This window comes from Faecalibaculum rodentium, assembly GCF_001564455.1.
In the GTDB taxonomy this organism is placed as follows: Bacteria; Bacillota_I; Bacilli_A; order Erysipelotrichales; family Erysipelotrichaceae; genus Faecalibaculum; species Faecalibaculum rodentium.
Genome location: NZ_CP011391.1, coordinates 996,689 through 1,022,907 on the forward strand (window position 1 = coordinate 996,689; position 26,219 = coordinate 1,022,907).

Annotated in this window: 25 protein-coding genes and 1 rRNA gene; 23 read left to right on the top strand and 3 right to left on the bottom strand. The window is 53.8% G+C overall.

What is annotated here, in order from left to right; translation table 11 throughout:
- Positions 1-39: 39 nt before the first annotated feature.
- The 13 genes from aalo17_RS04895 to aalo17_RS04955 all read left to right on the top strand — a co-directional run bounded on the left by aalo17_RS04895 (position 40) and on the right by aalo17_RS04955 (position 11,238).
- Entirely contained in the window at positions 40-366 is a 327-nt protein-coding gene (locus aalo17_RS04895) for a hypothetical protein (RefSeq protein ID WP_067556287.1), read from the top strand.
- 287 nt (positions 367-653) lie between these two features.
- Positions 654-1,061 carry a hypothetical protein gene (locus aalo17_RS04900; protein WP_067556289.1) on the top strand — a complete coding sequence of 136 codons (408 nt, stop codon included), beginning with the start codon at positions 654-656 and terminating at the stop codon, positions 1,059-1,061.
- Position 1,062: 1 nt separating this feature from the next.
- A complete protein-coding gene (locus aalo17_RS04905) occupies positions 1,063-1,791 on the top strand; it encodes a hypothetical protein (protein ID WP_067556291.1) in 729 nt (242 codons plus the stop codon).
- A 9-nt stretch (positions 1,792-1,800) separates the two neighbouring features.
- Complete coding sequence (locus aalo17_RS04910; protein ID WP_067556294.1) at positions 1,801-2,847, top strand: LacI family DNA-binding transcriptional regulator; 1,047 nt, start codon at positions 1,801-1,803, stop codon at positions 2,845-2,847.
- A gap of 146 nt (positions 2,848-2,993) precedes the next feature.
- Entirely contained in the window at positions 2,994-3,449 is a 456-nt protein-coding gene (gene ybeY / locus aalo17_RS04915) for an rRNA maturation RNase YbeY (protein WP_067556297.1), read from the top strand.
- Entirely contained in the window at positions 3,430-3,792 is a 363-nt protein-coding gene (locus aalo17_RS04920) for a diacylglycerol kinase family protein (protein WP_067556299.1), read from the top strand. The genes ybeY and aalo17_RS04920 overlap by 20 nt, the downstream gene beginning before the upstream one ends.
- Positions 3,789-4,682, top strand: coding sequence for a GTPase Era (gene era / locus aalo17_RS04925; protein ID WP_067556302.1), 894 nt, complete (start codon positions 3,789-3,791; stop codon positions 4,680-4,682). The genes aalo17_RS04920 and era overlap by 4 nt, the downstream gene beginning before the upstream one ends.
- Positions 4,683-4,718: 36 nt before the next feature.
- A complete protein-coding gene (recO, locus tag aalo17_RS04930; RefSeq protein WP_067556305.1) occupies positions 4,719-5,510 on the top strand; it encodes a DNA repair protein RecO in 792 nt (263 codons plus the stop codon).
- A 137-nt stretch (positions 5,511-5,647) separates the two neighbouring features.
- Entirely contained in the window at positions 5,648-7,033 is a 1,386-nt protein-coding gene (locus tag aalo17_RS04935) for a glycine--tRNA ligase (protein ID WP_067556308.1), read from the top strand.
- Between the two features lie 11 nt (positions 7,034-7,044).
- On the top strand, positions 7,045-8,796 hold the full coding sequence (gene dnaG / locus aalo17_RS04940; RefSeq protein ID WP_067556312.1) for a DNA primase: 1,752 nt from the start codon (positions 7,045-7,047) through the stop codon (positions 8,794-8,796).
- A 77-nt stretch (positions 8,797-8,873) separates the two neighbouring features.
- Positions 8,874-10,043: an RNA polymerase sigma factor RpoD gene (gene rpoD / locus aalo17_RS04945; protein ID WP_143385521.1), complete on the top strand. Its 1,170-nt coding sequence runs from the start codon at positions 8,874-8,876 to the stop codon at positions 10,041-10,043.
- Positions 10,040-10,690, top strand: coding sequence for a tRNA (adenine(22)-N(1))-methyltransferase (locus tag aalo17_RS04950; protein ID WP_067556317.1), 651 nt, complete (start codon positions 10,040-10,042; stop codon positions 10,688-10,690). The genes rpoD and aalo17_RS04950 overlap by 4 nt, the downstream gene beginning before the upstream one ends.
- A gap of 5 nt (positions 10,691-10,695) precedes the next feature.
- Positions 10,696-11,238 carry a BUD32 family EKC/KEOPS complex subunit gene (locus aalo17_RS04955; RefSeq protein WP_067556319.1) on the top strand — a complete coding sequence of 181 codons (543 nt, stop codon included), beginning with the start codon at positions 10,696-10,698 and terminating at the stop codon, positions 11,236-11,238.
- A 61-nt stretch (positions 11,239-11,299) separates the two neighbouring features.
- Here the strand turns inward: aalo17_RS04955 and ispH are convergent, their stop codons facing one another.
- Positions 11,300-12,163: a 4-hydroxy-3-methylbut-2-enyl diphosphate reductase gene (ispH, locus tag aalo17_RS04960; protein WP_067560115.1), complete on the bottom strand. Its 864-nt coding sequence runs from the start codon at positions 12,161-12,163 to the stop codon at positions 11,300-11,302.
- Between the two features lie 162 nt (positions 12,164-12,325).
- Between ispH and aalo17_RS04965 the strand changes: the two genes are divergently transcribed.
- On the top strand, positions 12,326-13,654 hold the full coding sequence (locus aalo17_RS04965) for a DEAD/DEAH box helicase (protein WP_067556322.1): 1,329 nt from the start codon (positions 12,326-12,328) through the stop codon (positions 13,652-13,654).
- The gene (locus tag aalo17_RS04970) at positions 13,651-14,598 is read left to right on the top strand and encodes a deoxyribonuclease IV (RefSeq protein WP_067556325.1); all 948 of its coding nucleotides are present in this window, start codon (positions 13,651-13,653) and stop codon (positions 14,596-14,598) included. Before aalo17_RS04965 ends, aalo17_RS04970 begins: the two co-directional genes overlap by 4 nt.
- A 185-nt stretch (positions 14,599-14,783) precedes the next feature.
- Here the strand turns inward: aalo17_RS04970 and ispG are convergent, their stop codons facing one another.
- On the bottom strand, positions 14,784-15,860 hold the full coding sequence (ispG, locus tag aalo17_RS04975) for a flavodoxin-dependent (E)-4-hydroxy-3-methylbut-2-enyl-diphosphate synthase (protein ID WP_067556328.1): 1,077 nt from the start codon (positions 15,858-15,860) through the stop codon (positions 14,784-14,786).
- A 333-nt stretch (positions 15,861-16,193) separates the two neighbouring features.
- Between ispG and aalo17_RS04980 the strand changes: the two genes are divergently transcribed.
- The 4 genes from aalo17_RS04980 (at position 16,194) to tnpC (ending at position 21,406) form a co-directional block, all read left to right on the top strand.
- Positions 16,194-18,236 (top strand): peptidoglycan D,D-transpeptidase FtsI family protein, encoded by a 2,043-nt coding sequence (locus aalo17_RS04980; protein ID WP_067556331.1) that lies wholly within the window; start codon positions 16,194-16,196, stop codon positions 18,234-18,236.
- A gap of 103 nt (positions 18,237-18,339) precedes the next feature.
- Positions 18,340-19,068 carry a protein phosphatase 2C domain-containing protein gene (locus tag aalo17_RS04985; RefSeq protein ID WP_067556334.1) on the top strand — a complete coding sequence of 243 codons (729 nt, stop codon included), beginning with the start codon at positions 18,340-18,342 and terminating at the stop codon, positions 19,066-19,068.
- 184 nt (positions 19,069-19,252) lie between these two features.
- A complete protein-coding gene (gene tnpB, locus aalo17_RS04990; RefSeq protein WP_067556338.1) occupies positions 19,253-19,606 on the top strand; it encodes an IS66 family insertion sequence element accessory protein TnpB in 354 nt (117 codons plus the stop codon).
- A 126-nt stretch (positions 19,607-19,732) separates the two neighbouring features.
- Positions 19,733-21,406 (top strand): IS66 family transposase, encoded by a 1,674-nt coding sequence (gene tnpC, locus aalo17_RS04995; RefSeq protein ID WP_082743255.1) that lies wholly within the window; start codon positions 19,733-19,735, stop codon positions 21,404-21,406.
- A 148-nt stretch (positions 21,407-21,554) separates the two neighbouring features.
- Here the strand turns inward: tnpC and aalo17_RS05000 are convergent, their stop codons facing one another.
- Positions 21,555-22,088, bottom strand: a complete 534-nt coding sequence (locus aalo17_RS05000) for a TetR/AcrR family transcriptional regulator (RefSeq protein WP_067556344.1) — start codon at positions 22,086-22,088, stop codon at positions 21,555-21,557.
- A 191-nt stretch (positions 22,089-22,279) separates the two neighbouring features.
- Between aalo17_RS05000 and aalo17_RS13160 the strand changes: the two genes are divergently transcribed.
- The 4 genes from aalo17_RS13160 (at position 22,280) to aalo17_RS05015 (ending at position 26,123) form a co-directional block, all read left to right on the top strand.
- Complete coding sequence (locus aalo17_RS13160) at positions 22,280-22,414, top strand: hypothetical protein (RefSeq protein ID WP_257721851.1); 135 nt, start codon at positions 22,280-22,282, stop codon at positions 22,412-22,414.
- Positions 22,415-22,467: 53 nt separating this feature from the next.
- Positions 22,468-23,442 carry an alpha/beta hydrolase gene (locus aalo17_RS05005; RefSeq protein ID WP_067556346.1) on the top strand — a complete coding sequence of 325 codons (975 nt, stop codon included), beginning with the start codon at positions 22,468-22,470 and terminating at the stop codon, positions 23,440-23,442.
- Positions 23,443-23,554: 112 nt separating this feature from the next.
- Positions 23,555-24,025, top strand: coding sequence for a flavodoxin (locus aalo17_RS05010; RefSeq protein ID WP_067556349.1), 471 nt, complete (start codon positions 23,555-23,557; stop codon positions 24,023-24,025).
- 562 nt (positions 24,026-24,587) lie between these two features.
- Positions 24,588-26,123, top strand: a 16S ribosomal RNA gene (locus aalo17_RS05015).
- Positions 26,124-26,219 lie beyond the last annotated feature (96 nt).

Genomic DNA, 26,219 nt, shown 5'->3' on the forward strand with positions numbered 1-26,219 from the left:
CAATACAGACAGGAGCAAAGAAACGAATGAGGTGCAGATATGCTGAGAGAACTGAACAATGAACGCCGAAACCTGGTATCGGATATCAAGCTGGAAGCGGCCAGCCGTGCACTGCGGGAAGCCGCAGACCGGCTCGATGACCGGATAATTCCCCTGAAGGGCAATCACCGGCAATATGAAGAACGCAACCACGAAGAAGATGTGAAGGATATCGTGATTCTCGCAGTGGCTGCAGGTCTGTCCGCTGCCGCTGTGATTGCGGTGATCGTTATGGTGACAAAACTGGTGAAGAAAAGCCGGGAAAAAGCCGATGAAAAGCTGGAGGAGATCAAACACGATCTGGAACGCCGCATCGAACAGGCGTAAACACTGACGGGAAGAGGGCTGCAGAACTGCAGCCTTTTTTATGGAGTCCTGTCTGCAAAAACTGCCGTCAGTCTCCTCTGCAGTCACCTGGTCCTGTACTCCTGTGCCGCGAGGCTGCCTTTGCAGAGAGCGGCCCAGGCAGCTGACCGGCTGTTCCGTAAATCGAAAGAGTTTGGAAATCCCATAAATTCAGACAGTTTGTAAGCACTGTGAGAATTATGAAAATTGTTTCAAACCGGTAAGGGGTGACAGGGGAATCATGCTATAATCGCTCTGAGGTGATATCAATGAGTCTGGACCAACTGATGCAGGCTGTTTCACAGTTCGCTTCCTGGCTGCTGCCTGTGGCAGGTGTAGCCGTACTGGTCTACCTGGTCCTGTTCCTCAAAACTCTGATTGAAACGCTGAAGGATCTTTCCCTGACCCTTCTGACAGCCCAGAATGAGATCGAGAAACTGGACGGACCCCTGCAGACACTGGATGACCTGTCCAAAACCGTGGACGAAGTGCACGCTGCCATGAAGCAGATGGCATCTTCTGCTGCCAGATCGGCACAGGAGGGGATGGAGCATGTCCGTGAATGGTTTTCCAGATCCAGAGAGGAAGCACAGGAAACTGCCGACACCATTCGGGTGAAGGCGGATGACATGATGACCGCTGCTGCTGCAGCCGCTGACAAAGCTATGGAGGATTGACATGACAGAAAAACCGAATGAACGTCCGGAAGACAAAAAGCCGGTTCAGCCGGATGAAACCGGAGCACAGAAAGAGGAACTGGAGCAGGTGGATGAAATGGAAAAAGAATCCATGTATGAGCTGCAGTCTCTGCGCGAAGCCAACAATGAAGCAAACGATGATGCCGTGAATGATGCCGAACAGGCCCTGAAGAAGATTTTTGAGGACATGCGGCGCTGGATCCGGGAAAACGGAGACCCGGAGGTCGTGAAGGAACGCCTGGAAAAGGGACGGCAGGACATTGCGAAGGTACTGACGGAAACCCGTGACAGCGTGATTGCACTCGCAAATTCCGAGCAGTTCAAAAAAACGGTGGAAGCCGGCAAAGAGTTTGTGGTCGGCACAGGCAGCATGATCGCCGATGGTGTCAAATATGGCGCAGATCAGCTGATGAAGAATCCGACCATCAACCGCGTTGTCACGGATGTGGACAGCAAACTGGATTCGCTTCGTGAAAACGAGAACCTGAAGGAAGTCGTGAACTCTGCAGAAGATGCCATGGACAAGCTGAATGCAGCGATCTTCAACGGTATCCGCAGCTTTTTCAGCAAGCCGCAAACCGGTTCCCGACCGGAAGAGGCTGCAGCACCTGCTGAAACAGAAGAGCCTGCTGTGACGGAAGACAAGGACCTTCCGGCTGTGCGCACGGAACAGAGACCGGCGGTGACGGACCAGCCGGATAAGAAATAACAGGCGTTCATGAAACGGATCACGATATACGATGTGGCCAAGGAGGCGGATGTATCCCTGGCAACGGTGAGCCGGGTCATCAATGACAGCAATGTTGTGCGGGAAGACACCCGTCAGCGGGTACAGGAGGCAATTGAAAAGCTTGGCTACAAGCCCAATGCCATCGCCCAGGGACTAGCATTGTCAAAGACCACGACCATTTCCATCGTCATGAGCGAAAACCTGTTTGCCTACAATTCCAGGATCCTGAATGGTCTGATGGATGTGGCAAAGATCTACAATTACAACATCATGTTTCATACGACTTCCAAGGGCATTTCCCGCATGCAGGATGTCATTGAGTCGATCATCAAATCCAGAGTGGACGGGGTGATTCTCTTCAACGACAACTTCAATGACGAGGAAATGGAAGTGCTCAAGGAGTACCAGATTCCCATGGTGATCGTGGGTGCCCGGCTCGACCGCAAGCCGGAGGGCAAGGTAGGCAACGTCTACGTCAACTTTGAAAAGCTGGCCTACGATCTCGTGAATGAAAGCTTTGACCGGGGCATAGATGACATCACGCTGGTGGAGGACAAGCTCAACCTCAGCATGATGAATCAGCTGCGCCGCGGAATCGAGAAGGCGTATGAGGAGCACGGAAAGGAATTCAAGGGGTATATCGGCTATGATGATTCCTACAAGAGTTCCTACAATTTCCTGACGGATTATTACAAGGACAAAAAACCGAGCCGGCTTGTGATCACCTTCCGGGATTCTCAGGCCATTGCCGTTCGGAATGCAGCCAACGAAGCCGGATGGAAATCCATGGAAGACTATGAAGTCATTTCCATTCTGGATTCCAAGTATCTTGCCATGGTCCGCCCGCCGATCAACTCCTACATTCTTCCGGAATATGACATGGGGGCCATTGCCATGCGTCTGCTGACGAAGATGCTGGTCAACGATCCGTCGGTTCAGGAAGACCGGGAAATCGAAATCGAATATTCGCCCATGATCCGGGAAAAGGACAAAACGGGCGAGACGGAAAAAGTGACGTTTGAGGCAGTCAGCTGACCGCCTGCAGGGAGCCGAATACCCGGCTCCTTTTTGCTTGTGTCTGCCATCTGATGACCGGACAGTGCGGTAGCCGGCAATCTGTACCACCGCTCTGGCAGACATCCGGTTTGCCACTGCCTGCAGACGGCGACTATAATGTGTCCATGGAAATGATTTACACAGACCAGTCCGAAACGGGGTTTCTGGACCAGTATCTGCCGCTGTATGAAGCCATTGCGGAAAAGACAGCCGCCACTCTCGCGCTCGCTGAAGAGTATCAGCTGGGTGTAGTGGCCATAACACCGGACCAGATTCACCTGATCAACCGGGACTACAGGAATGTGGACCGTCCGACGGATGTGATCAGTTTCGCTCTGCAGGACGATCCTGATGGATTCCGGATCCCGGGGGAGCCTGTTGAACTGGGGGATATTTTCATCAATGTGGAAGCCGTGAAGAACCAGGCCCGCGACTATGGACACAGCGAGAAACGCGAGGCCGGATTTCTGTTCTGTCATGGTCTGCTGCATCTTCTGGGGTATGATCACATGAAGCCGGAGGATGAGTCGGTCATGTTCGGTCTGCAGAAGGAGATCCTGCATGGGCTGGCTGATCAGTAGGTTCCGCTACGCCGGCCGGGGATTTCGAAACGGTGCATTCACGGACCGAAGCATTCGCCTGCAGCTGCTGCTGGGTCTGGCTGCCTGTGCAGCGGCCTGGTGGCTTGGCTGCTCCTGGCAGGAGTGGCTGTGGATCCTGCTGTCCATTGCACTGGTGGTCAGCGGCGAAATCTTCAATTCCTGCATCGAGAAGACCATCGACTATATTTCTTTGAAACGCGATCCCCGCGCCGCACTGATCAAGGATCTGGCTGCCGCCGGGGTTTCCGTGCTTTGTCTGTTTGCAGCCCTGACCGGCTGCTTCATATTTGTACCCAAGATTCTGGAGGTGTTTGCATCATGACTCACAAGTCAGGCTTTATAGCCATCATCGGCCGGCCGAATGCCGGGAAATCCACATTGCTGAACGCACTGCTGGGGACCAAGGTCGCCATCAGTTCCAACAAGCCCAATACAACGCGAAACAACATTGCCGGGATCCTGACAGAGCCGGATACACAGTTTGTGTTTCTGGATACGCCGGGGATACACAAACCGCAGCAGCAGCTCGGACGCGTGCTGAATAAAAACGCCTACAACGCCATGGATGATGCAGATGCGGTCGCCTGGATCATTGATGTGACACAGAATTTTGGGCCGGGGGATGAATTTGTCCTGGACCGGATCAGGAACCTGCACAAACCGGTGATTCTCCTGGTGAACAAAGTGGACCTTGTCCCGAAGGAGAAACTCCTGCGGAAGCTGCTGGACTGGCAGGAGAAGTTCGAGTTCAGTGACATCGTGCCTGTGTCGGCCAAAGACGGTGAAAACCTGGGGGAGCTCAAGGAGGTTTTCCGCAAGTATCTGCCGGAAGGTCCGTCGCTGTATCCCGAGGAAATGATCTCGGATCACGACCTGGCTTTCCAGCTGTGTGAGATCGTCCGTGAAAAGATCCTGTGGCGAACCCATGAAGAAATCCCGCATTCGGTCGCCGTGGTCCTGGAAAAAAGCGAGGAACGCGGTCGGAAGCTGATCCTGTCATTTGTGATCATTGTGGACCGCAACTCGCAGAAGGGGATCCTGATCGGCAAAGGGGGAGACATGATACGGTCGATCCGGCTGGCTGCCCAGACCGAAATCAAGAACCGGCTGAACCGCCCGGTGGATCTGGAACTGTATGTCCGCGTGGAACCCAACTGGCGGAACAAGGAAGCCAAGATCAAGGAGTTCGGGATCGATCTGCAGAATGAGTGAGTGCTCCCGGCTGGCAATGGCAGGGAGTAACCGGTCATGAGCCGGCAGATGCTCAGGGGCCTGGTCCTGGAAACCAGAGACCACGGAGAGCGGGATGCTGTGGTGACGATTGCCCTTCGGGAGGAACTGGTCCGGGTATTCGCCCGGGGGGTGCAGCGGGAGACATCGAAGAACCGCCGGCTGTGTCTGCCGTTTGAAGAGGTGGAAATCGAAACGGAGCAAAGCGGGACCGGGATGTTCCGTCTGATTCACGGATCCCTGGTTGCGGAATACAGCCGCATCGGGGAGGATCTGCGCATGCAGGCAGTCTGCCTGGCGGTCAATGAGGCCATCCTCCATGCCCAGATGCATCCTGCTCTGTATGAAAGGCTGGAGCAGTTATGGAAAAGCTGTGAAGCAAGGGATGCAGACTGGATGGGAAGGGCTGCACTGGTTATGACGATGCTTCTTCGCCAGGAGGGGATTTCTCCCCAGGTGGACGGCTGTGCAATTTGTGGTTCGGTATCCGATATCTGTACCATGGATGTGGACAACGCCGGATTTCTGTGCGTTCGCCATGGCAAAGGCAGATCCCGCTGGCCGGCTGACCGGTTGCGGAGAATGCGTCATGCGGTGAAGGTTCCGGCCGGTCAGGAAGCAGCCGTCTCTCTGACGGGATTCACCCTGGAGGATATCCGGTTTCTCGTTCACTGGTTTTCCCGGTACAGTCACACCAGTCTTGCCGGGGAACGGTTTCTGGATTCTGTGGCCAGGCTCTATCCTGAGAACGGATCTGGAACGGCCGATCCGTTGAAAGTGCCGGATACGGATGACACTGACAGTATCTGACACGAAGGTTCATGCAAAAATCCGCCATCTTGACGGTCTCCTCTCGGAGACCGTTGTTTTTGTGGTACAATGGTCTATGTCTATCCTTGCGCTTTTTTGAAAACGGACAGCAGGGGAATAGAGAAAGAGGAGAGTATATGAGCCAGAAAAACTTCAACGAAGTCGTATCACACATGAAGAATTACGGATTCGTCTTCCAGGGAAGCGAAATTTACGGCGGCCTGGCCAACACCTGGGATTTTGCGCCGCTGGGGGTGGAGCTCAAGAACAATATCAAAAATGCCTGGTGGAAACGGTTCATCACGGAGCAGAAAGAAAACGTCGGACTCCAGTCTGCCATTCTGATGAACCCCAGTGTCTGGGTGGCCAGCGGACATGTCGGCGGTTTTTCCGACCCTCTGATGGACTGCCGGAAGTGCAAGACCCGGTACCGGGCCGACAACCTGATCGAAGAGGTCAGCCATGGCGAAGTGAACCCGGCCGGGTGGAGCAATGAAGAAATGGAAACCTATATCCGGGAGCACGAAATTGCCTGTCCGGGATGCGGAGCAAGGGATTTCACCCCGATCCGTCAGTTCAACCTGATGTTCAAGACATTCCAGGGCGTAACGGAAGATGCGAAAAACGAGATCTATCTGCGTCCGGAAACTGCACAGGGCATCTTCGTGAATTTCCGCAATGTCCAGCGTGCCATGCGTAAGAAGCTGCCGTTCGGCATCGGCCAGATCGGCAAGTCATTCCGGAACGAGATCACACCGGGCAACTTCATTTTCCGGACACGGGAATTCGAGCAGATGGAGCTGGAATTCTTCTGCAAGCCGGGAACGGACCTGGAGTGGTTTGACTATTACTGCAAAACCTGTGTGAAGTTCCTGGAGGATCTGGGGCTGACATCCGACCGGCTGCGCCTGCGGGCTCATGACCCGGAAGAACTTGCCCACTATTCCAACGGAACCAGCGACATCGAGTTTTATTTTGGAGATCCCATTGGCTGGGGTGAACTCTGGGGCATTGCCGACCGTACCGACTTTGACCTGAAGGCGCACCAGGATCACTCGAAACAGAGCCTGGAGTACTTTGATCCGGAAACAAACGAAAAATACCTGCCGTATGTCATTGAACCGTCTGTGGGTGTGGAACGTCTGATCCTCGCTGTCATGAGCCAGGCGCTTGAAGACGAGAAGATCTCGGATACAGACACCCGGCTCGTACTGCGCCTCAAACCGTGTCTGGCACCATACAAGGCAGCTGTGCTGCCGCTGTCCAAAAAGCTGTCAGCTCAGGCCAATGAAATTTTCGAAGGTCTCTGCAGGGAGTTCCCTGTAACGTATGATGAGGCACAGTCCATCGGAAAGCGGTACCGCCGGCAGGATGCAATTGGCACACCGTTCTGCGTGACGGTGGATTTCGACACCGAAAAAGACGGTTGTGTCACGATTCGTGAGCGCGACAGCATGGAACAGGTCCGGGTGCCTGTCACGCAGCTCGCTTCCTGGATCGGCGAACGCTGCCGGTTTGAATAGTCCACAGTTCTGTGCCTGTATTTTCTGAAGACACCATCCGCCAGGTGCGGGCGCGCACAGATATCGTGGATGTGATTTCACAATATGTGAGTCTGGAAAAGCACGGAAAGGAATTCAAGGGAATCTGTCCCTTTCATGATGATCATGATCCTTCCATGTCGGTGAGCCCCGACAAGCAGATCTTCAAATGCTTTGTCTGCGGAGCCGGCGGCAATGTCTTTTCCTTCCTGCAGAAAATCGAGCAGATCACGTTTCCAGAAGCTGTGACCCGGGCGGCGGCCATGGCGGGCATCGACCTGAAGCTTCCGCAAAGCACCGGGGTCAGTCCCAATCAGCAGGCCTGGAACTGTCTGCAGTCCTTTACAGACTATGCCCGGTACTTTCTGGACAGCCAGGAAGGAGAAGCCGCAAAGGAGTATTGCAGGAAACGGAAACTGTCCGATGAGATCCTGGAGACCTTTGAAATCGGCTGGGCCCCCGGCATCCAGAGACAGGACCGGTTCTTTCAGGGAAAGGGCTGGGGCAGGGACATGCTGGTGAAAACAGGGCTGCTGCAGGCGGAGACCGGCCGTCCGGTCTTCACAGACCGGCTGCTGATTCCCATCCATGACCGTGCCGGTCATCCCGTGGGCTATACGGCGCGGACTCTGGCAGCCGGTGCCGACATTCCCAAATATGTAAATACCCCGGCAACCCCCTTGTACACCAAGGGGGACCTGGTATTCAATTACCATCGGGCAAAACCCGCTGCCCGGAAAGCCGGGCGGGTGATCCTGGTGGAAGGGGCCATGGATGTGATCGGGCTTTCCAAAGCCGGCATCCGGGAAGCCGTGGCCAATCTGGGTACAGCCTGTACAGAGACGCAGCTTGAGCTTCTGCGCCAGCTGCAGGTTCCGGTGCATGTGTTTTACGACAGCGATGCGGCGGGACGGAAAGCTGCCTATCAGTTCGGCAAAAAAGCCATGGCTGCAGGCATTCCCTTTGTTGTGGTCTCGGCCAGGGGCCTGAAGGACCCGGACGAGATTTTCCAGGAAAAAGGTGCCGAATTTCTGCAGGAGACAGTGGAGCGGACGATTTCCTTTCCGGAGTTTCTGCTGGACTATCTGGCGGAAACCGGCAATCTGGAGAATTATGAAGAAAAACTGCGGTATGGGGAAGAAGTCTCAGAGGCTGCATGGAAGCTGCTGAAGGATTTTGAGCAGCCTGCGTTTTTTCAGAAGCTCAGGGACAAAACCGACTTTGATTTCTCTGTCCGCAAACAGGTCCCGACTGTCCGGAGCAGACCATCGCAGAGACGGAAAGAGAAAGCCCGGCCGCCCCTTCCTGCCGTCCGACAGGGACGGAAACGGGCAGAGGAAGCCGTTCTGCAGGTCATGCTGTCAAGCAGATCGGCCGCCAGCAGATACCGGGAAGAAGTGGGTTTCTTTGATGACCCTGCATGTCATATCCTGTCACTGTACATCTATGATGCATATCGCCGTCAGGAGAGTCTGGATCCCCAGTCACTGTTTGACCGGATCGAGGAAGAAGAGGCCCAGGGCCTGCTGGCTGATTTGATGGCCCGGCAGTTGCCGGAGAATGCCCAGGCTTTTTTTGACGACAGCCTGGGGGCTGTCAAGGATCATGTACTTGGACAGGAGATAGATTCTGTCAACAAACGCATCCAGGAAACAGATGACCTGGAGGAAAAGAGCCGGCTGGCGCAGGAAAAGATGGCACTTGTCATTGCCAGGCACCAGGCCAGGAACCGAAAGGAAGGTTAGTCATGCCAGCGAAACAAAACGCTTTGAAAAATAAAAAATTTGCCAGTGTGGAGGATGCCAAGCTGTATCTGGAAGCTATGCGGGATGTCGGACAGGATATCCTGCAGAATGAATTTATGGAATCCATCTCCAATCTGCATCTGGATGACGAAGCCACGGACCAGCTCTTCAACTGGTGCGAAGACAACGGCATCAATTTCGTGATGGACAACGATGAGGAAGACTATGAGTCGGAGGATGCCGATGATCTGGATGAGGATGAAGAGGACGAAAATTCCGTTGAAGATGAAATCAGCCAGCTGGAGCAGACATTTGCCAATGCCAGTCACACCAAGATCAACGATCCAGTCAAGATGTATCTCAAGGAGATCGGACAGATTCCGCTTCTGAACCCGAAACAGGAACCCGTGATTGCCAAAGCGATCCAGGATGGAGAAGATGCCCGGGCAAAACTGGCAGCCGAACCGGATCTTTCCGATGAGGAAAAGAAAGAACTGAACCGCATTTCGGTGGAAGGCGAGCAGGCCAAACAGCTGCTGATCAGCTCCAACCTCCGTCTGGTGGTCTCCATTGCCAAAAAATATGTCGGACGCGGCATGCTCTTTCTGGATCTGATCCAGGAGGGCAACTGCGGTCTGATCAAGGCAGTGGAAAAGTTTGACTACACCAAAGGATTCAAGTTTTCCACCTATGCCACATGGTGGATCCGTCAGTCCATCACCCGTGCCATTGCGGATCAGGCCCGTACCATCCGGATCCCGGTCCACATGGTGGAAACCATCAACAAGCTGACGCGTATCCAGCGCCAGCTGGTGCAGGATCTTGGACGGGATCCCCTTCCGGAGGAAATCGCCGAGAAAATGGAAGGCATCAGTGCGGAAAAAGTCCGCGATATCCAGAAAATCGCATTGGATCCGGTTTCTCTGGAAACTCCGATCGGCGAGGAAGATGACTCGCATCTGGGAGATTTCATTGAGGACAAGGAAACACTCTCCCCGGATGACTATACCAACAACCAGCTGCTCAAAGATGAGATCAATGCTGTTCTCCAGGGTCTGACAGAGCGGGAGGAGAAGGTGCTGCGCCTCCGGTTCGGGCTGTATGATGGCAGGACCCGCACCCTGGAGGAAGTCGGCAAGGAATTCAATGTGACCAGGGAACGGATCCGGCAGATCGAGGCCAAGGCGCTGAGAAAACTGAAGCACCCCAACCGCAGCAAGCGCCTGAAGGATTTCGTCAAGTCATGAGCCGGCGCCTGGAGGTTCTGCTTTCCCGTGTGGAAGGACCTGTGGTGGCTGATATCGGGTGCGATCATGCCTGGCTGTCAGCCCAGGCAGTCAGGACCGGAAGAGCCTGTCGGGTATATGCCTGCGACGTGGCGCAGGGTCCGCTGAACAGAGCCCGGGAGACGATAGAAAAAGAAGGGGTGGCAGAGTCTGTCATCCCTCTTTTGTCTGATGGTCTGCAGGCCCTGCCGGAAGCCTGCAGTCAGATCGTCATTGCAGGCATGGGAGCAGAGACCATTGTATCGATTCTGGAATCCGGTGCCGACAGGCTGGATCCGGACACCAGACTGCTGCTGTCGCCTCACACAAAGGCCTCTGTGCTGCGAGACTGGCTTGATCACAATGGCTGGAGGATCTGCCGGGAACAGTTTGTCCAGGATCGCGGCCGGTTTTATCCCGTGATGGACGTCTGTCATGCTGACCGGCAGAGTGGACTTAGACCGGAAGAGCGGCTGTTCGGGGTCCATCCGGTGCAGGATGAGACCTGGCAGCTGTATCTGGCGCAGGAGAAAGAGAAACTGTGCGGGCTGCTCAAGGCAGTGCCGCCTGCCAGAAAAGCTGATGTGCTGATGAGACTGCAGCTGCTGGAATCCCTGCAGGAGGTCTGAAACGGATGGAACAGACCATGACCGTCAACGGGTGGGAGTTTCAGGTGATCACACTTCTGGGACATGGCAAAGGCGGGTACTCCTGGCTGGTCAGCCGTGAGGGGCGGGAGTATGTTCTCAAGCAGATCCACCATGAACCCTGTGACTACTATGTCTTCGGGGACAAGCTCGAAGCAGAGGAGCGGGATTATCAGCGCCTCCGGAATGCAGGCATTCCGGTTCCCGGGCTGCTGGATATCGACCGGATACAGGAAAGGATCCTGAAAGAGTACATTCCGGGCAGGACTGTCTGTGACCTTGTGGCCGAAGGTTCTCTGCTACAGGAGTGTGTCACACAGGTGCAGGCACTGTCGAAGGCCGCCCGGGACGCCGGACTGAACCTGGACTGGTTTCCCACAAATTTCATTCCTTTCGAAAACAGACTGTTCTATGTGGATTATGAATGCAATGCCTATATGGAGGAGTGGAGTCTGGAACACTGGGGACTGCGATACTGGACCAGAACTCCGGAGTTTCTGGAGTACTGGAAGCAGCACAGCGGAAAATGACAAAAAGCCGGTTCGAGCCGGCTTTTTCGGTATCTGGAGCTGTGCAGCGGTCAGTGCCATGTTACTGGGCTTCCAGCAGCCGGATCACTTCATCCACCAGGCGCCCGGGGGTGCTGGCACCGGATGTGACGGCAATTCTCGAGCCGGCCGGGATGATTTCCGGGTGAAGATCTTCGGCAGATTCTGCCCGGATCACTTGCGGAATGCCGGCTTTTTTTCCCACCGCTTCCAGCTGCCGGGTATTGTTGGACAGCGGATCTCCGATCACGATGAGGACATCAGTGTCTTTCAAAGCCAGCACCGCTTCCTGCCGCAGTCTTGTGGCACTGCAGATTTCATCGTGAAATTCCGCGTTCGGGTATTGCGAGCGGATCGCCTCGAACAGATCCTGTATGTCCAGGACCGACATTGTGGTCTGATTCGTCACGAAGACAGGCCGGTCCATTTCGGCGGGTATGTCTTCTTCCTTCGTCACAAGATATACCTGATCCGAACTGGTGTAGACTGCTTCGGCCTCCGGATGCCCCTGCTTGCCAATGTAGAAAACCGCATACCCGTCTGCCAGTTTCTTGCGGACCAGCTTCTGGGTCGAGAGTACAAACGGGCAGCTGGCATCGACTGTGGTCAGACCAAGCCGCTGCGCTTTCATGCGGACATCGTCACTCACGCCATGGGCGGTAAAGACAACCATCCCGTCGCGGATCTCATCCAGCAGCTCCAGCCGGCTGCGGCCTTTTCCCTCAACGGTGCGGATCCCGGCCGCAGCGAGATCCTCCATGACAAACCGGTTGTGGACCAGCTCACCCAGAACTGTCACCTTCTCCTCCGGATGGTCCCGACGGACCTGGCGGGCTGTTTCAATGGCTTTTCTCACCCCGCCGCAGGCCCCCTGTATTTTTACCCTGACAATGGACTGATACTTCATGGCAGTTCCTCCTCGTGTCCGGTTCATTGTATCATGGCGGTTCCTTTGCAGGCGGCATGGATCCAGGGATTCCCGCGGCTATGCAGGTCCTTCGGGGACGCGGTTTGAAACCCGGACAGCAGTCTGAGATAATTCAGGGTGGAAACAAAGGAGTTGAGTTCAATGTCCCGCATAGAGGAAATCATGAACATAGAGGGCTTCAAGAAGCTCACACCCATTCAGGAATCCGTGGTCCATCGAAAGGATCCGGACCGTGACCTGGTGGGCATTTCCAGCACAGGATCCGGGAAATCCCATGCGTTTTTCATGCCTGTCTTTGACAAAATCGATCCGTCCAGAGACCAGGTACAGGCTGTGATTTCGGTCCCCACACGAGAGCTGGCCTACCAGCTGTATGAGCGGGCCAAAAACCTCGCCGCTCACTTTGGCATCCGCGTGAAGCTGGTAACCGGCGGCATGGACCGCCACAAGGTGGGAACACAGAAACCGCATCTGGTGATCGGCACACCGGGGCGGATGAAAGACCTGTTCCTGGATGATAAAACGCTGCGGCTTGACACCGCAAAGGTAATGATCATCGACGAAGCCGACATGACCATGGAGTTCGGCTTCCTGGAAGACGTCGACCAGATTCTGTCCAAAATGGGAGAGGATACGCAGCTGATGGTCTTTTCCGCCACGATTCCGGAAAACCTGCAGCCGTTTCTGAAGAAATATCTGCACAATCCCGAAATCATCACCATAGACACGAATGAGGAATTTCAGAGTGATGTGACAAACTACCTGGTTCCGGCCCGGCATATGAGTTACGAGGAGAAACTGCTGCAGATCCTCCCGGCCATCAATCCGTACATTGCACTGATTTTTGCCAACACGACTGAAGAAGCCGCCCAGGTGGCCGAGGGAATGCGCCGCGAAGGATACGACCTTGTGGAGCTGCATTCCGGCATGGAGAGCCGGGCCAGGGCACAGGCGATCCGACAGATTCAGTCCCAGAAAAAGTCGTATATCGTGGCCAGTGACATAGCCAGCCGCGGCATTGACCTGGAGGGCATTTCCCATGTCATTTCTCTGGGATTCCCGAAGGACCTGAAGTTCTTCTTCCACAGGATCGGACGCACAGGCCGTGCCGGTCGGGACGGCCTGGCCATCACGATCTACCAGGACAGCGACCGCCGTTCCATTGATTCCCTGGCGCACAAAGGCGTGCAGTGGAAGCACAAGGACGTCAAGCGGGGACAGTGGGTGGACCTGAAGCCGCTGGAAGGCCGCAAAAGGAAAGGGACCGATCCCCTGCAGGCTGAAATTTCCCGGATTGTAAAAGCCGGCAAGAAGGAACGCGTGAAGCCGAATTACAAGAAGAAGCAGAAACAGCAGATTGAACAGCTGCGAAGGAAACGCAAACGGCAGATCATCCAGGAGGATATCCGGCGCCAGAAAAAAGAACGCGCAAAAGAAAAGCAGAAAGCCAGAAGACAGGGCAGCAAATGATCTGGATCGGATCGCATGTGTCCATGAAAGCGCCGGACTATCTGCTGGGAGCGGTGAAGGAATCCATCGGGTATGGTTCGAATGCCTTTATGATCTATACCGGACCGCCACAGAATTCCCGTCGGGTGGATGTGGACAGGTTCCGACTGGAGGAAGCGGCACAGCTGATGCACGAATCCGGGATCGATCCGGAACGCATCATCGTGCATGCACCGTATATCATCAACCTGGCAAACTCCCTGAAGCCGGAAACAGCAGATTTCGGGGCAGAATTCCTCCAGGAGGAACTCAGGCGGGTGACACAGATCGGTGCTTCGACGCTCGTGCTGCATCCGGGAAGTCACATCACAGCCGGGGCAGATGTGGGGATCCGCTGGATTGCCGACCGCCTCAACCGGGTGCTGGATGCGGATGACTCGAATGTGGTGATCGCCCTGGAAACCATGGCGGGAAAAGGAACGGAAATCGGAAGGAATTTCGAAGAACTGCAGGCCATCCGGGAGCTTGTGAACAAAAAGGACAGAATCGGTGTCTGTCTCGATACGTGTCACATTCATGACGCCGGGTATGACCTCACGGAATTTGAAACGGTCCTGGACGAATTTGACCGGATCCTGGGTCTGGATTCCCTCAAGGTCATTCATGTCAATGACTCAAAGAACCCAAGAGGGGCCAGGAAAGACCGCCACGAAAATCTCGGACATGGCCATATCGGATTTGAGACGCTGTATGGCATCGTCCATCATCCCCGGCTGGAGAATGTGACAAAGATCCTGGAAACACCATGGGTCGAAGACAGGCCTCCATACAGGGAAGAGATTGAACTGCTGCGAATGGAACCGGCATCGGCAGCAATCGAGGCGGCAGCACAGGCCGTGGAAGCCAGGAAGAAAACTGCCGAAGAAGCAGAACCCGGAGAAAATCCGGCGGCTGCTGCAGTCTGACATCACTCTGACGGCTGTCTGTGACGGGCAACAGATGTCAGGTGTGGCTGGTTGAATCCTGCAATCGATGGCATGTACATCCAGGCAGACAAAAAGCATCAGGAGAGCCCGAGCACAGAGATCCTGATGCTTTTTCGTGTCTGACCGTCGGGAAGTTCCACGCTGACGGGTATTGACTGACTGTATTACAGCTGTTCCTGACTGGCGCCGGGGACAAATGCGTCGATTTCCTCCTTGAGTCTCTGTGTCATTTGATCCACAGGGATTTTCTCGATGATGCGGCCTTTTTTGATCAGCAGCCCTTCCTCTCTGCCTCCTGCGATTGCGATATCTGCATGTTTCGCTTCTCCCGGACCGTTTACAGCACATCCCATGATGGCCACATTGACGTCCTTGTTCACGGTCTGCAGATACTCTGCGATTTCATCGACCACTGGTTCCATGTTCCACTGCGTACGCCCGCAGGAGGGACAGGCTATGAGGTTGGGGACATTGTGAAGCAGTCCACAGTCCTTGAGGAGCTCCCTGGCGATGGGAATCTCTTTCTGAGCGTCGCCGTTCACGGAAATCCGGATCGTATTGCCGATGCCATCCAGCATGAGGGTGCCCAGGGCCAGGGAAGACTTGATGGCGCTTGTCAGTTCTGTCCCTGCTTCCGTGACACCCAGATGCAGCGGGTAGTCAAAGGTTCTGGCAGCCAGGCGATAGGCATCGATGCACAGCAGCGGGTCGCTGCTCTTGAACGACAGCACTGTGTCATAGAAACCGCAGTCCTCCAGAATCTGCACATGACGCCGGGCACTCTCCACCATCCCTTCGGCTGTCGGTTTCCCGTATTTCTCATGGATGTCCTTTTCAAGGGACCCCGAGTTGATGCCGATGCGGATCGGGACTCCATGTGTGCGGCATGCAGCCACTATAGCCTCCACGTTTTTTCGGCCGCCGATGTTGCCGGGATTCAGCCGGATTTTGTCGGCCCCGTTTTCAATGGCCGCCAGAGCCAGTCTGTAATCAAAGTGGATATCCGCCACCAGCGGAATATGGATCTGGTTCCGGATTTCGCGGATGGCCGCCGCATCTTCCATGTCCATGCACGAGACTCGGATCAGCTGACATCCCTGGGCTTCCAGCTCCAGGATCTGTTTCACAACTTCTTCCACGTTTTTGGTGGGATGAGAGCACATGGACTGGATAATGACGTTGTTGTTGCCGCCGATGATGAGATCACCAACGCGCACACTTCTTGTTTCTGTTCGTTTCATGAGTTCATTGTGGCGCAAACATTCGCCGTAAGCAACCGGCCTGAAGTCCGGAGATTTCCAACACCTGTCACTCCAGACCCCGGTATCCGGACATCCGGAAGCAGGCGGAGGTTTCTTTGCTGCAGAAATCGGACCAGGTGAGGAAACCGGTCGTCTCATGCAGGGCGCATCCCTGAAAAAAGTGACAGGATGCGACAGACAGGCTCCCGGCAGCAGCGGAGGCGGAGAATTTTTCCGCGGGAATCTCCTATTGGCTGTTATAATTACACACAGTCCGAAACAGTCAGGCTGTCACAGACAGAAGACCGGAGACCGGCAGCGAGGAGGGAAGTCATGGCGAAAAAAAGAACCAGCCGAACACAGAAAACAGTCTCGAAGCGGATCCTGGCCCTGTCCCTGATCATTCTGGGGCTGTTCACTGTGCTTCTTGCACGTCTGATCTGGCTGCAGGTGTTTTCCTATCGGGAGTATACAGAGAAAAAGGACGATTACACATCTGTCAGACAGTACAATTCGCCGCCCAGAGGTCAGATCTATGACTGCAACGGGAAGGTGCTCGCAAAAACCGTGGTGTCCCACAATTTTGTATATACCTCCCCACAGGGCATGACCTATGAGGAATATGAGTTTTATGCCGACAGGATCGTGAATGTATTTGATATAGACCCTGACGCTTTTTCTTATCGGGACAAACAGGAAGCCTACCTGACATGGACCGGCTGGCTGGATCCGGAAGACAGCCGGTATCAGGCACGACACCTGCTCTCGGACGCACAGAAAGAGGCCCTGGCATCCGGAGAAATGACGGAAACCGAACGATATGCAGCCCTCATGAAGAAAATCGGCGATGAGCAGATCAAGGAAATGAGCCAGGAGGATCTGTCCAGAGCCGTGGTCTATCAGCGGATGACGTCCAACATCTCCGCCGGTCAGGAGTCTGTCATTCTGGAGGATGTCAGCGATGACGATGCGGCGTATCTGGTGGAACACAAAACGGAGTTTCCGGGGTTTGATGTGGACTTTGGCGGATGGAAGCGGGAGTACCCCTATGGGGAGACACTGTCGGATGTCATTGGCACGGTCTCCAGCAGTACAGAAGGGCTGCCAGCGGAAAACCTGGAGTATTACACAGCCCGGGGCTACCAGCTGAATGCACCTGTCGGCAAGTCCGGTCTCGAGCTGCAGTACAATGACCTGCTGGCAGGCCGGGAAGAGATTTCCCTGGTGACTTACAACTCCAACGGTCTTGCACAGACGGAAGTCATCCAGCAGGCACAGACCGGGTATGACATTGTCATCAGCATAGACATCGACCTGCAGCAGACCATGGATGATGTGGTCAAGACAACCCTCCAGAGCAACGGGGGGACACGGAGGCGCGAGAATTTTTCCTCTCTGTTCATGTGTATGATGAATCCGGCCAATGGGAATGTACTGGCACTCTCGGGGTATCAGATGGATCTGGAGACCCGTAAAATGACCTACTTTGCTTCCGGAAACTATACCTCTCTGGTGAATCCCGGATCTTCCATCAAGGGGGCCACGGTCTTTATGGGGCTTTCGGAAGGCGTGGTGCAGCCCGGGGAACTGATTCTCGACGAAGTGATGAATATCGGCGGAGAGGAATTCGGTTCGTTCAACAATTATGGAATGGTGGATGCGCGCAGGGCGCTGTCTGTTTCGTCGAATGTCTATATGTTCAACATTGCCATCCGTCTGGCCGGGGGATCGTACGTCAAGGGACAGCCGCTGAGTCTGCCCAATGACCAGGAGACTTTCGTGAAAATGCGACAGTATTATTCCATGTTCGGCCTGGGAAATCCCACAGGACTGGATATACCCGGCGAAGTCAGCAGTTATCTGGGCGCCGGGACGAATCCCGGTCTGCTGCTGAACTTTGCCATCGGCCAGTTCGACATGTACTCTCCCGTGCAGCTGTTGCAGTATATTTCTGTCATTGCGGAAGACGGCCGGATGTATGAACCTCATTTCTTCCGGTATGCGCAGGAAGTCAACAGCGAGGAAGTCGTAGATCTGAAGACTGCGACGCTGAAAAACGCTGTCCCGGAAGGAACAGAAGAGAACGTCAAGGTCGTGCAGGAAGGAATGCGGGCCTGTGTCACGGACGGCAACTGCGGGGACAAACTGAAAGGCATGGAACAGGCCATGGCTGCCAAGACCGGTACTGCGGAAGTCGGCGACTGGACTACTGCCAATCTTGTGGGATATGGTCCGGTGGATGATCCGCAGGTTGCCTTTGCCTGTTCGGCACCGCTGTCTTCAGTCAACTCAAAGGATGTGGCTCCGAACATCTGTTCAAACGAGGTTGTGCCGCCGGTTCTGGAAAAGTACTTCCAGCTGTATCCGGTAAAGTGATGTGCAAATACAGAGAATGCAGGGTGACTGCTGACGGCCTGAGTCTGACAGAACCGGTTCCTGCAGCCTCTGTGGAATAAAGGAAATTCCGGGAGGAATACAGATGATGGAAATCATGCAGGTTTCTCTGCAGGGAACGAGTCACTTGATGTTTCAGGTTCCCAATCAGGATGCAGTGGCTGTATACAGTGACAGCAGCACAGCGGTGTCTGCTGTATGCGATGGTGTTTCACTGAATTCAGCCGGTACCTGGTCGTGCAGCGAGATTGCCGCCGGATATTGTGCAGAGTCCTTTGTGCGCTGTACAGCGGGCCAGTCACCTTGTACGGATGTGGTGGTACGCGGATTTCAGCGTACTGCCACCGGTCTTCTGCAGGAACTGAAAGACCGGCACATTCCCTGGATGGACTGCCAGTGCACAATGCTCGGTGTTCTTGTGACGCCTGATATGCTGTATGCAGGAATGGCAGGGGATGGCGGCATCATCTGTGAAGATGCGAACGGAGAACTCCAGGTCCTCGTGACCCGGCATAAAACGGATTCGATGGTGGACCCTGTGATACTGGCCAGTGCCTGGCGGTTTGCCAGGGTCCCGGAACCGCGGAAGGTCCTGGTGATGAGTGATGGACTGTTCGATGATCTTGTGTCTCTGGAAGAAGGAGAACTGAGAGCCGATCTGGATCAGGTCAGACTGTGGCTGGGCGCAGATCAGGAGCAGCTGGAAAAGCTGGCTGCGTCCGCTCCGGGCTATGATGACAAGACCGCGGTGCTTATCCGAATCGTGGACAAGGCAACTGAACTGCCTGATTCCTTTGAACCGTCTGCAGACTGACTGCCACTGGAAACAAAGAGGAAACAAAGCCGTCTACGGCCTCAGATCCATGAAAGCGGTCATGGATCCGGCTGAAGACGGCTTTTGACTGTTTGCAGGCCCCAATCGAACGTAAGCGACGTTAATTGCCCATCTATGATAAATCCCTCCACAGCGGGACAATACCTGCATGGAGGGATTTTATATGACTGGACTTGACGATATTTCCCAATTATACCTGGTCACTGAACCTGTGGATTTTCGCAAGGGCATAGATGGACTGGGGACATACGTCCAGTCGATCCTGAACACGGATCCTTTCCAGAACGCAATGTTCGTCTTCACCAATAAACGACACAACAAGCTCAAACTTCTCCATTATGACGGTACAGGATTCTGGCTCCTTCACAAGCAGCTGAGCAAAGGCACTTTCAAATGGCGGATGAACTCCCTGGATCCTTTCCTGGAGATCTCCCAACAACAGCTGGACTGGCTCCTGGAAGGACTGGACATAAACCAGAAACGGGCTTTCAGGCCTGTGAAACCACAATATATCTAGACAGACCTCCTGCTCTCTCCTGCAGTTTTCAGTCATATCAAATGAATCACTTTTGAAACTGTGAGCATAATAATTATTTAAGGCATATCAGTTTGCCCCTTTTCCTCTTTATCCTATACTTTCCCCATGGACTTCTTATCTTCTTTTGACCTCGAGAACTACACCCGCAAATCCATGAAAGAAAGCCTCGAATCCCTGGATCATGATGACCTGGTCGATGCTGCTCTCTTCTTCGCCGACAATCTGTTCCAGAAAGACCAGATCAACAAGAAGGCGGCCATGGATCGCTTCGCCTCCAAAAGCGAGCTGCTTTTCATATCCCTGTTCAACGAGGCGGAAGAGATCGCAGCCACGTCTTCTCCCGAAGATATGGATGAATCAGCTCTCCTGGAAACTGTGAGCAAAGAGAGATCGGCATCCCCCAAAAAGCGCAGATCCATGAAGGAGAAAGCAAAAGCACTCCCTGAAAAGATCATCAATGTGTATCCGGAAGCAGGCAAAGACCCGGTGTGCCCTGTATATGGCACAGCCATGAAGGAGCTGAAACCGACTGTACACCGGACCATCAAATACGTTCCGCAGCGTCTCTATGTCGAAGTGGAAGTAGATCATAATTATGTCTGCCCAAAAGGCTGTGAAGATGAGGATGGAAAGCCTGTGATGATCTCTGCTTCCCGCAGGGAAGCACCGCTTCTGGAGAATACGATGGCTTCGACTTCTCTGGTGTCCCACATCATTGCGCAGAAAACAGTCATGGGGCTGCCTCTTTACAGGCAGGAACAGGGCTGGCTGCGAAGAGGATTCAATCTGGCCAGGAGTGTGATGGCCAGCTGGATGATCCGTTCTTCCCAGATCTATGGAGAAGCCCTGGTAGACAGGATGATACAGGATTTCAGAAAATGTGATGTGGTCCATATGGATGAGACCGTCCTGAAGTGTCTGGAAGTGAGTCGTGAGCAGAAGAGGACGAACTGTTATATGATCGTCGGGGTCAGCGGAGAGCATGAGTGCAGGAAGATGGTCATTTATCAGTTCAAGAAAACACGGGAACAGAAGTTCGTGCGAGAGCTGCTGGGAGAAGGATTTGAAAAGGCTCTGATGTCAGATGGATTTGAAGGCTACGACAATTACACAGCAGCCGTCCATCTGAGTTGCATGGCTCATGCGAGGCGCCATCTGTATGATGCGGTGAAGATCCGGGCAGACTACCAGACATTGAACAAACTGCCGGATGAGGCAGAAGTAAAGCTGAGTTACCTCAGAGAGAATCCGGCCCTTGAGATCCTGTTGGAACCACTTGGCAACATAACCAGACTCTACAAGGTGGAGAAGAAAGCCGGCAGTAAAAAGATGAGCCCGGAAAAAGTATATGAACTGAGGCAGAAGGAGTCTAAGCCACTGTTTGACCAGGTGATCGCAGGAATGGAGCGGATCACCCGGAGTTTTGATAATGGATCGAAAGCAGCAAAGGGAGCAAATTACTTTCTGAAAAGGAAAGACTCGCTGGCCCGTTATCTGGAGGATGGGAACTATCCGATCGACAACAACCTGGCTGAACGGATGGTAAAGCCGTTCGTTATAGGCCGGAAGGGGTTCCTGTTTGCGGATACGGAAGCAGGAGCGGAAGCAACAGCAGTATGGTACAGTCTGAGCCAGTCGGCAATCATGAATGGGCTGGTCCCGGAGAAGTATATCGAATATGTGCTGACAAGGCTGAAGAACGAAGGGATCAGGGAGGAAGTACTCGATGAGCTGCTTCCATATTCCAGAGCACTGCCAGAATATCTGTATAAGAAATAGCAAGACAGGACTGAGTCCAATACCATGATGGTACTGGGACTCAGTCCTGTTTTTAATATGGGCAATTAACGTCGCTTACAATCGAACAGCAGGGATTCTCAGACTGGAGAGTACCTGGTGTACGGAAGGACGCCGGTCTCTTTGAATCCTACAGTCCCCGGCTTTGGAACATTCCGGCAATTTCTTCTGGGGTTTCCTTCATTCCGCGATCCAGCCACAGCTCGATCCATCCAAAGATGGTGGAGGTAACATAGGCTTTTGCGTATGCCTCTTCCTTGGGCAGCGTTGGATCGATCTGAAGGCTGCCGTTCAGTGCCTCACGCAGTAGCCAGACCAGATTCCGTTCATGGAGAAGACTGCAGAAATCCCGATGACGGTCCAGATGGCGAAACAGATCCAGGAGTCTGGAGCTGGGAGTGGCGTCATCCGAATGGCTCAGACTCAGAATCCAGTCTTCCAGAAGATCCTGGATCCTTCGCCTGAGGATGTCCTCTTTGGAAGTGAAGTTCCGGTAGAACGAGGCACGACCCACCATGGCAGTTTCACACAGTTCCTGAACGGACAGTGCCTCCAGCGGTTTCGTTTTCAGCAGCTCCTCCAGTGCCTGGGTGAGCTGTCGTTTCACATAGGTATTCCGGTCCCGGTTGTTTCCTGCAGACACAGTTTTCCCGTTTTGTTTCATTTTTCTCCTTTCGTTGACCAACGACTGATCCGATGACACAATTGTATCGCTGAAACGATTGTATCATCATCTGCTTCTGGCAGACAGCGGACTTGTCTCAGTTTGGACTGCCCGGAAAGCAGCCTCGGGCATGAGCCTGAGTTCAGGAAGAAAGATACAGTTCGGGCAGCGCTTATGAAAGGAAAAAAACGATGCATGGTACAACAAAACAGACCGCAGTTCTTCTGCTGGTCATTGGCCTGGGATTCGTGCTTAGCAGACTTGCAGTCCGCGGCTTTATGAACGTTCTGATCGGCGGAACGATGTTTGGAGGAGACTTTCTGTGAGTGATCCGCAGGATATCCGAAAGACAGGGACAGAGAAACGGAGGCGAAGGCGTATGTATGGATGGATTTGTGCAGGTGCATTTCTGGTGTCTTTTGCAGCAGGTGCAGCTTCCCGGTTTCTGATCCGCCCGTCCTGGGCCCGTGAATATGATGTCCGGATGACAGATGAAGTGGGGACTGTGGAAAAGGACCTCAGCTATGGCCCCGAAAGCGCAGAAAAATTTGACTTGTACCTGCCGGCTGATCCCGGCAGACAGGGTTATGGCCTGGTGGTGTACATCCACGCCGGCGGTTTTACTTCCGGAGACAAATCGGATGATGCAGGAAGGCTGGCCTGGCTGTGCAGTCAGGGATACGTGGCAGCGGGAATCAATTACACATTGCGGACTGATCAGAACGGGGCGAGTGTTCTTTCCCAGTCGATAGAGATCAAATCTGCCATTCCCGAAGTGGTGAAAGCAGCAGAGGCTGCTGGATATCCGATCAGAAATATGGCAATAGGTGGCGGCTCGGCTGGAGGAACGCTGGCCATGCTGTATGCCTTCCGGGATGCAAAAGTTGCGCCGGTACCTCTCAGATTTCTGTTTGAAGCCGTAGGGCCTTCCAGCTTTGAGAGGAAAGACTGGCACTCATACGGCCTTGACAAGGATACGCCAGAAAGCAGGGCAGCGGCGGCAGGACTGTTTGGAATCATGCTGGGGCAGAAAATCGATCCGTCCATCCTGGATACACCCGAATATCATGATGTTATCAAGCCGATTTCCGGATATATGTGGGTAACACCTGACTCCGTTCCCACCGTGATCGCGTATGGTACCCACGAGAAGGTCTGTCCATTTGACAGCTCCAGGCATCTGGTGCAGGCCCTGAAAGAGAATCATGTTCCCTACGAGTATTTTGAACTGCCTCATTACGGACATGGTCTGCAAAATGACAGCCGGATCTACAGAATGTATATGGATGCCGTCAAAGAAGGACTGGCGAAATACCTTGATGATGGAGACGGGAAAGATGCCGATGCTGAGTGATCGGGCATAGACAGCATGAGGGTTGAACCTGAAGCTGACTTCAGTGATAAGACAGGGATAACGAATCGGGAACAAGCCACAGCTGACCTGATTCGATAGAGGAGGAAGCATCATGAAAGCACTGGTTGCATATTTTTCACCTACAGGTACAACGAAAGGCAAGTCGATGGAACTAGCTGCCGATATCGGCGGCGATCTTTTTGGAATCAGACCTGTGCAGGCCTACTCTGCAGCAGGCCTGGACTGGACGAATCCTCACAGCCGTTCGTCGATGGAGATGAAAGGTAATTCTTCCGTGATCCCTGAACCGGCAGAGACTGCAGATCTGCATGAGTACGATACACTTTTTGTGGGATATCCGATCTGGTGGAACCGGGCTCCGCGGATAATAGATACATTCCTGAGGATGGAAGATCTGCATCACGGGGAAGTCATCCCTTTTGCCACATCCGGTGGATCCGGTATCCGCAACTCACAGCTCGAGCTTGAGAAGGCGTTCCCTGATGTCAGATTCGGACAGGGACGACTGCTGAACGGATATATTTCACCAAGTGATCTTGAGATCTGGGCTGACCAGAGATAACCAGAAAGCAATTCATTGACGGGGAGCAGGATCCGGACGGTCTACAGCGGGTCCTGTTTTTTTTTTTTTTTTGCGGAATCCGGTACAGCAAACGGAATAAGCAGCAGGCTGCTGCAGAATATCCGATCCGGAGGATTGTTCTGATTCTGCTGGAATAGAGCAGGATACAAAGAAAGGCGGTCTGTTCACAGAATCTGTTTGCATAAACCCTACAGGAATGGTATATTTATTAAGCCGCAAGCGATTTGGATAAATCGACAAGCCATAAAACATAAAAGAACAAAAAGTTCAAAAAATGTGTTGACAGACTCTTGCGGATGAGTTAAGATATAGGAGTGCTGAGGGGCACAGGCGGGCTTGACAGCCGGACCGCTCATTCAGTATCTTTGAAAAGCTTGTGACTTCATCAGAAGCTGCAGGCGATGGAGGCATCTGTCATGGGTGCTGACGCTCTTTGAAAACCGGACAGGAAAAACGAAGTAAATACAAGACGATACAACGTCGATTCTTTGAACCTGAAAAACAATCATGAACACAAGACGCAAAGCGTCTGAGTACAGATCAAATGGAGAGTTTGATCCTGGCTCAGGATGAACGCTGGCGGCATGCCTAATACATGCAAGTCGAACGAGAGACCTTCGGGTCTCTAGTGGCGAACGGGTGAGTAACACGTAGGGAACCTGCCCGCGCACCGGGAATACGCTCTGGAAACGGAGAACAAATCCCGATGTACAGGAAGGAGGCATCTTCTTTCTGTGAAACATCCTCTAGGGGATGGGGCGCGGATGGACCTGCGGTGCATTAGTTGGTTGGCGGGGTAAAGGCCCACCAAGACGATGATGCATAGCCGGCCTGAGAGGGCGGACGGCCACATTGGGACTGAGACACGGCCCAGACTCCTGCGGGAGGCAGCAGTAGGGAATTTTCGTCAATGGGCGCAAGCCTGAACGAGCGATGCCGCGTGAGTGAAGAAGGCCTTCGGGTCGTAAAGCTCTGTTGCGGGGGAAAAAAGGCAGCATCAGGAAATGGGTGCTGACTGATGGTGCCCCGCCAGAAAGTCACGGCTAACTACGTGCCAGCAGCCGCGGTAATACGTAGGTGGCGAGCGTTATCCGGAATGATTGGGCGTAAAGGGTGCGCAGGCGGTCCTGCAAGTCTGGAGTGAAACGCATGAGCTCAACTCATGCATGGCTTTGGAAACTGGAGGACTGGAGAGCAGGAGAGGGCGGTGGAACTCCATGTGTAGCGGTAAAATGCGTAGATATATGGAAGAACACCAGTGGCGAAGGCGGCCGCCTGGCCTGTTGCTGACGCTGAGGCACGAAAGCGTGGGGAGCAAATAGGATTAGATACCCTAGTAGTCCACGCCGTAAACGATGAGGACCAAGTGTTGGGGGTGAAACCTCAGTGCTGAAGTTAACGCAGTGAGTCCTCCGCCTGGGGAGTATGCACGCAAGTGTGAAACTCAAAGGAATTGACGGGGGCCCGCACAAGCGGTGGAGTATGTGGTTTAATTCGAAGCAACGCGAAGAACCTTACCAGGCCTTGACATGGGATGCGAAGATGCAGAGATGCATCGGAGGTCAACATCCACACAGGTGGTGCATGGTTGTCGTCAGCTCGTGTCGTGAGATGTTGGGTCAAGTCCCGCAACGAGCGCAACCCTTGTGGCATGTTGCTAACAGGAAAAGCTGAGGACTCATGCCAGACTGCCGGTGACAAACCGGAGGAAGGCGGGGATGACGTCAAATCATCATGCCCCTTATGGCCTGGGCTACACACGTACTACAATGGCGGCTACAAAGAGCAGCGAGACAGGGATGTCGAGCGAATCTCATAAAAGCCGTCCCAGTTCGGATTGGAGGCTGCAACCCGCCTCCATGAAGTTGGAATCGCTAGTAATCGCGGATCAGCATGCCGCGGTGAATACGTTCCCGGGCCTTGTACACACCGCCCGTCAAACCATGGGAGTCGGTAATGCCCGAAGCCGGTGGCATGACCTCATTAGAGGAGTGAGCCGTCGAAGGCAGGATCGATGACTGGGGTTAAGTCGTAACAAGGTATCCCTACGGGAACGTGGGGATGGATCACCTCCTTTCTAAGGAGAAAGTACAGGGGAAAAGGAAAAAGAGCAGAGTGGTTCCTGTCCGGTTTTGGAAGAGTGTCTTCCAGGGTCGATCTTTGAAAACCGTAC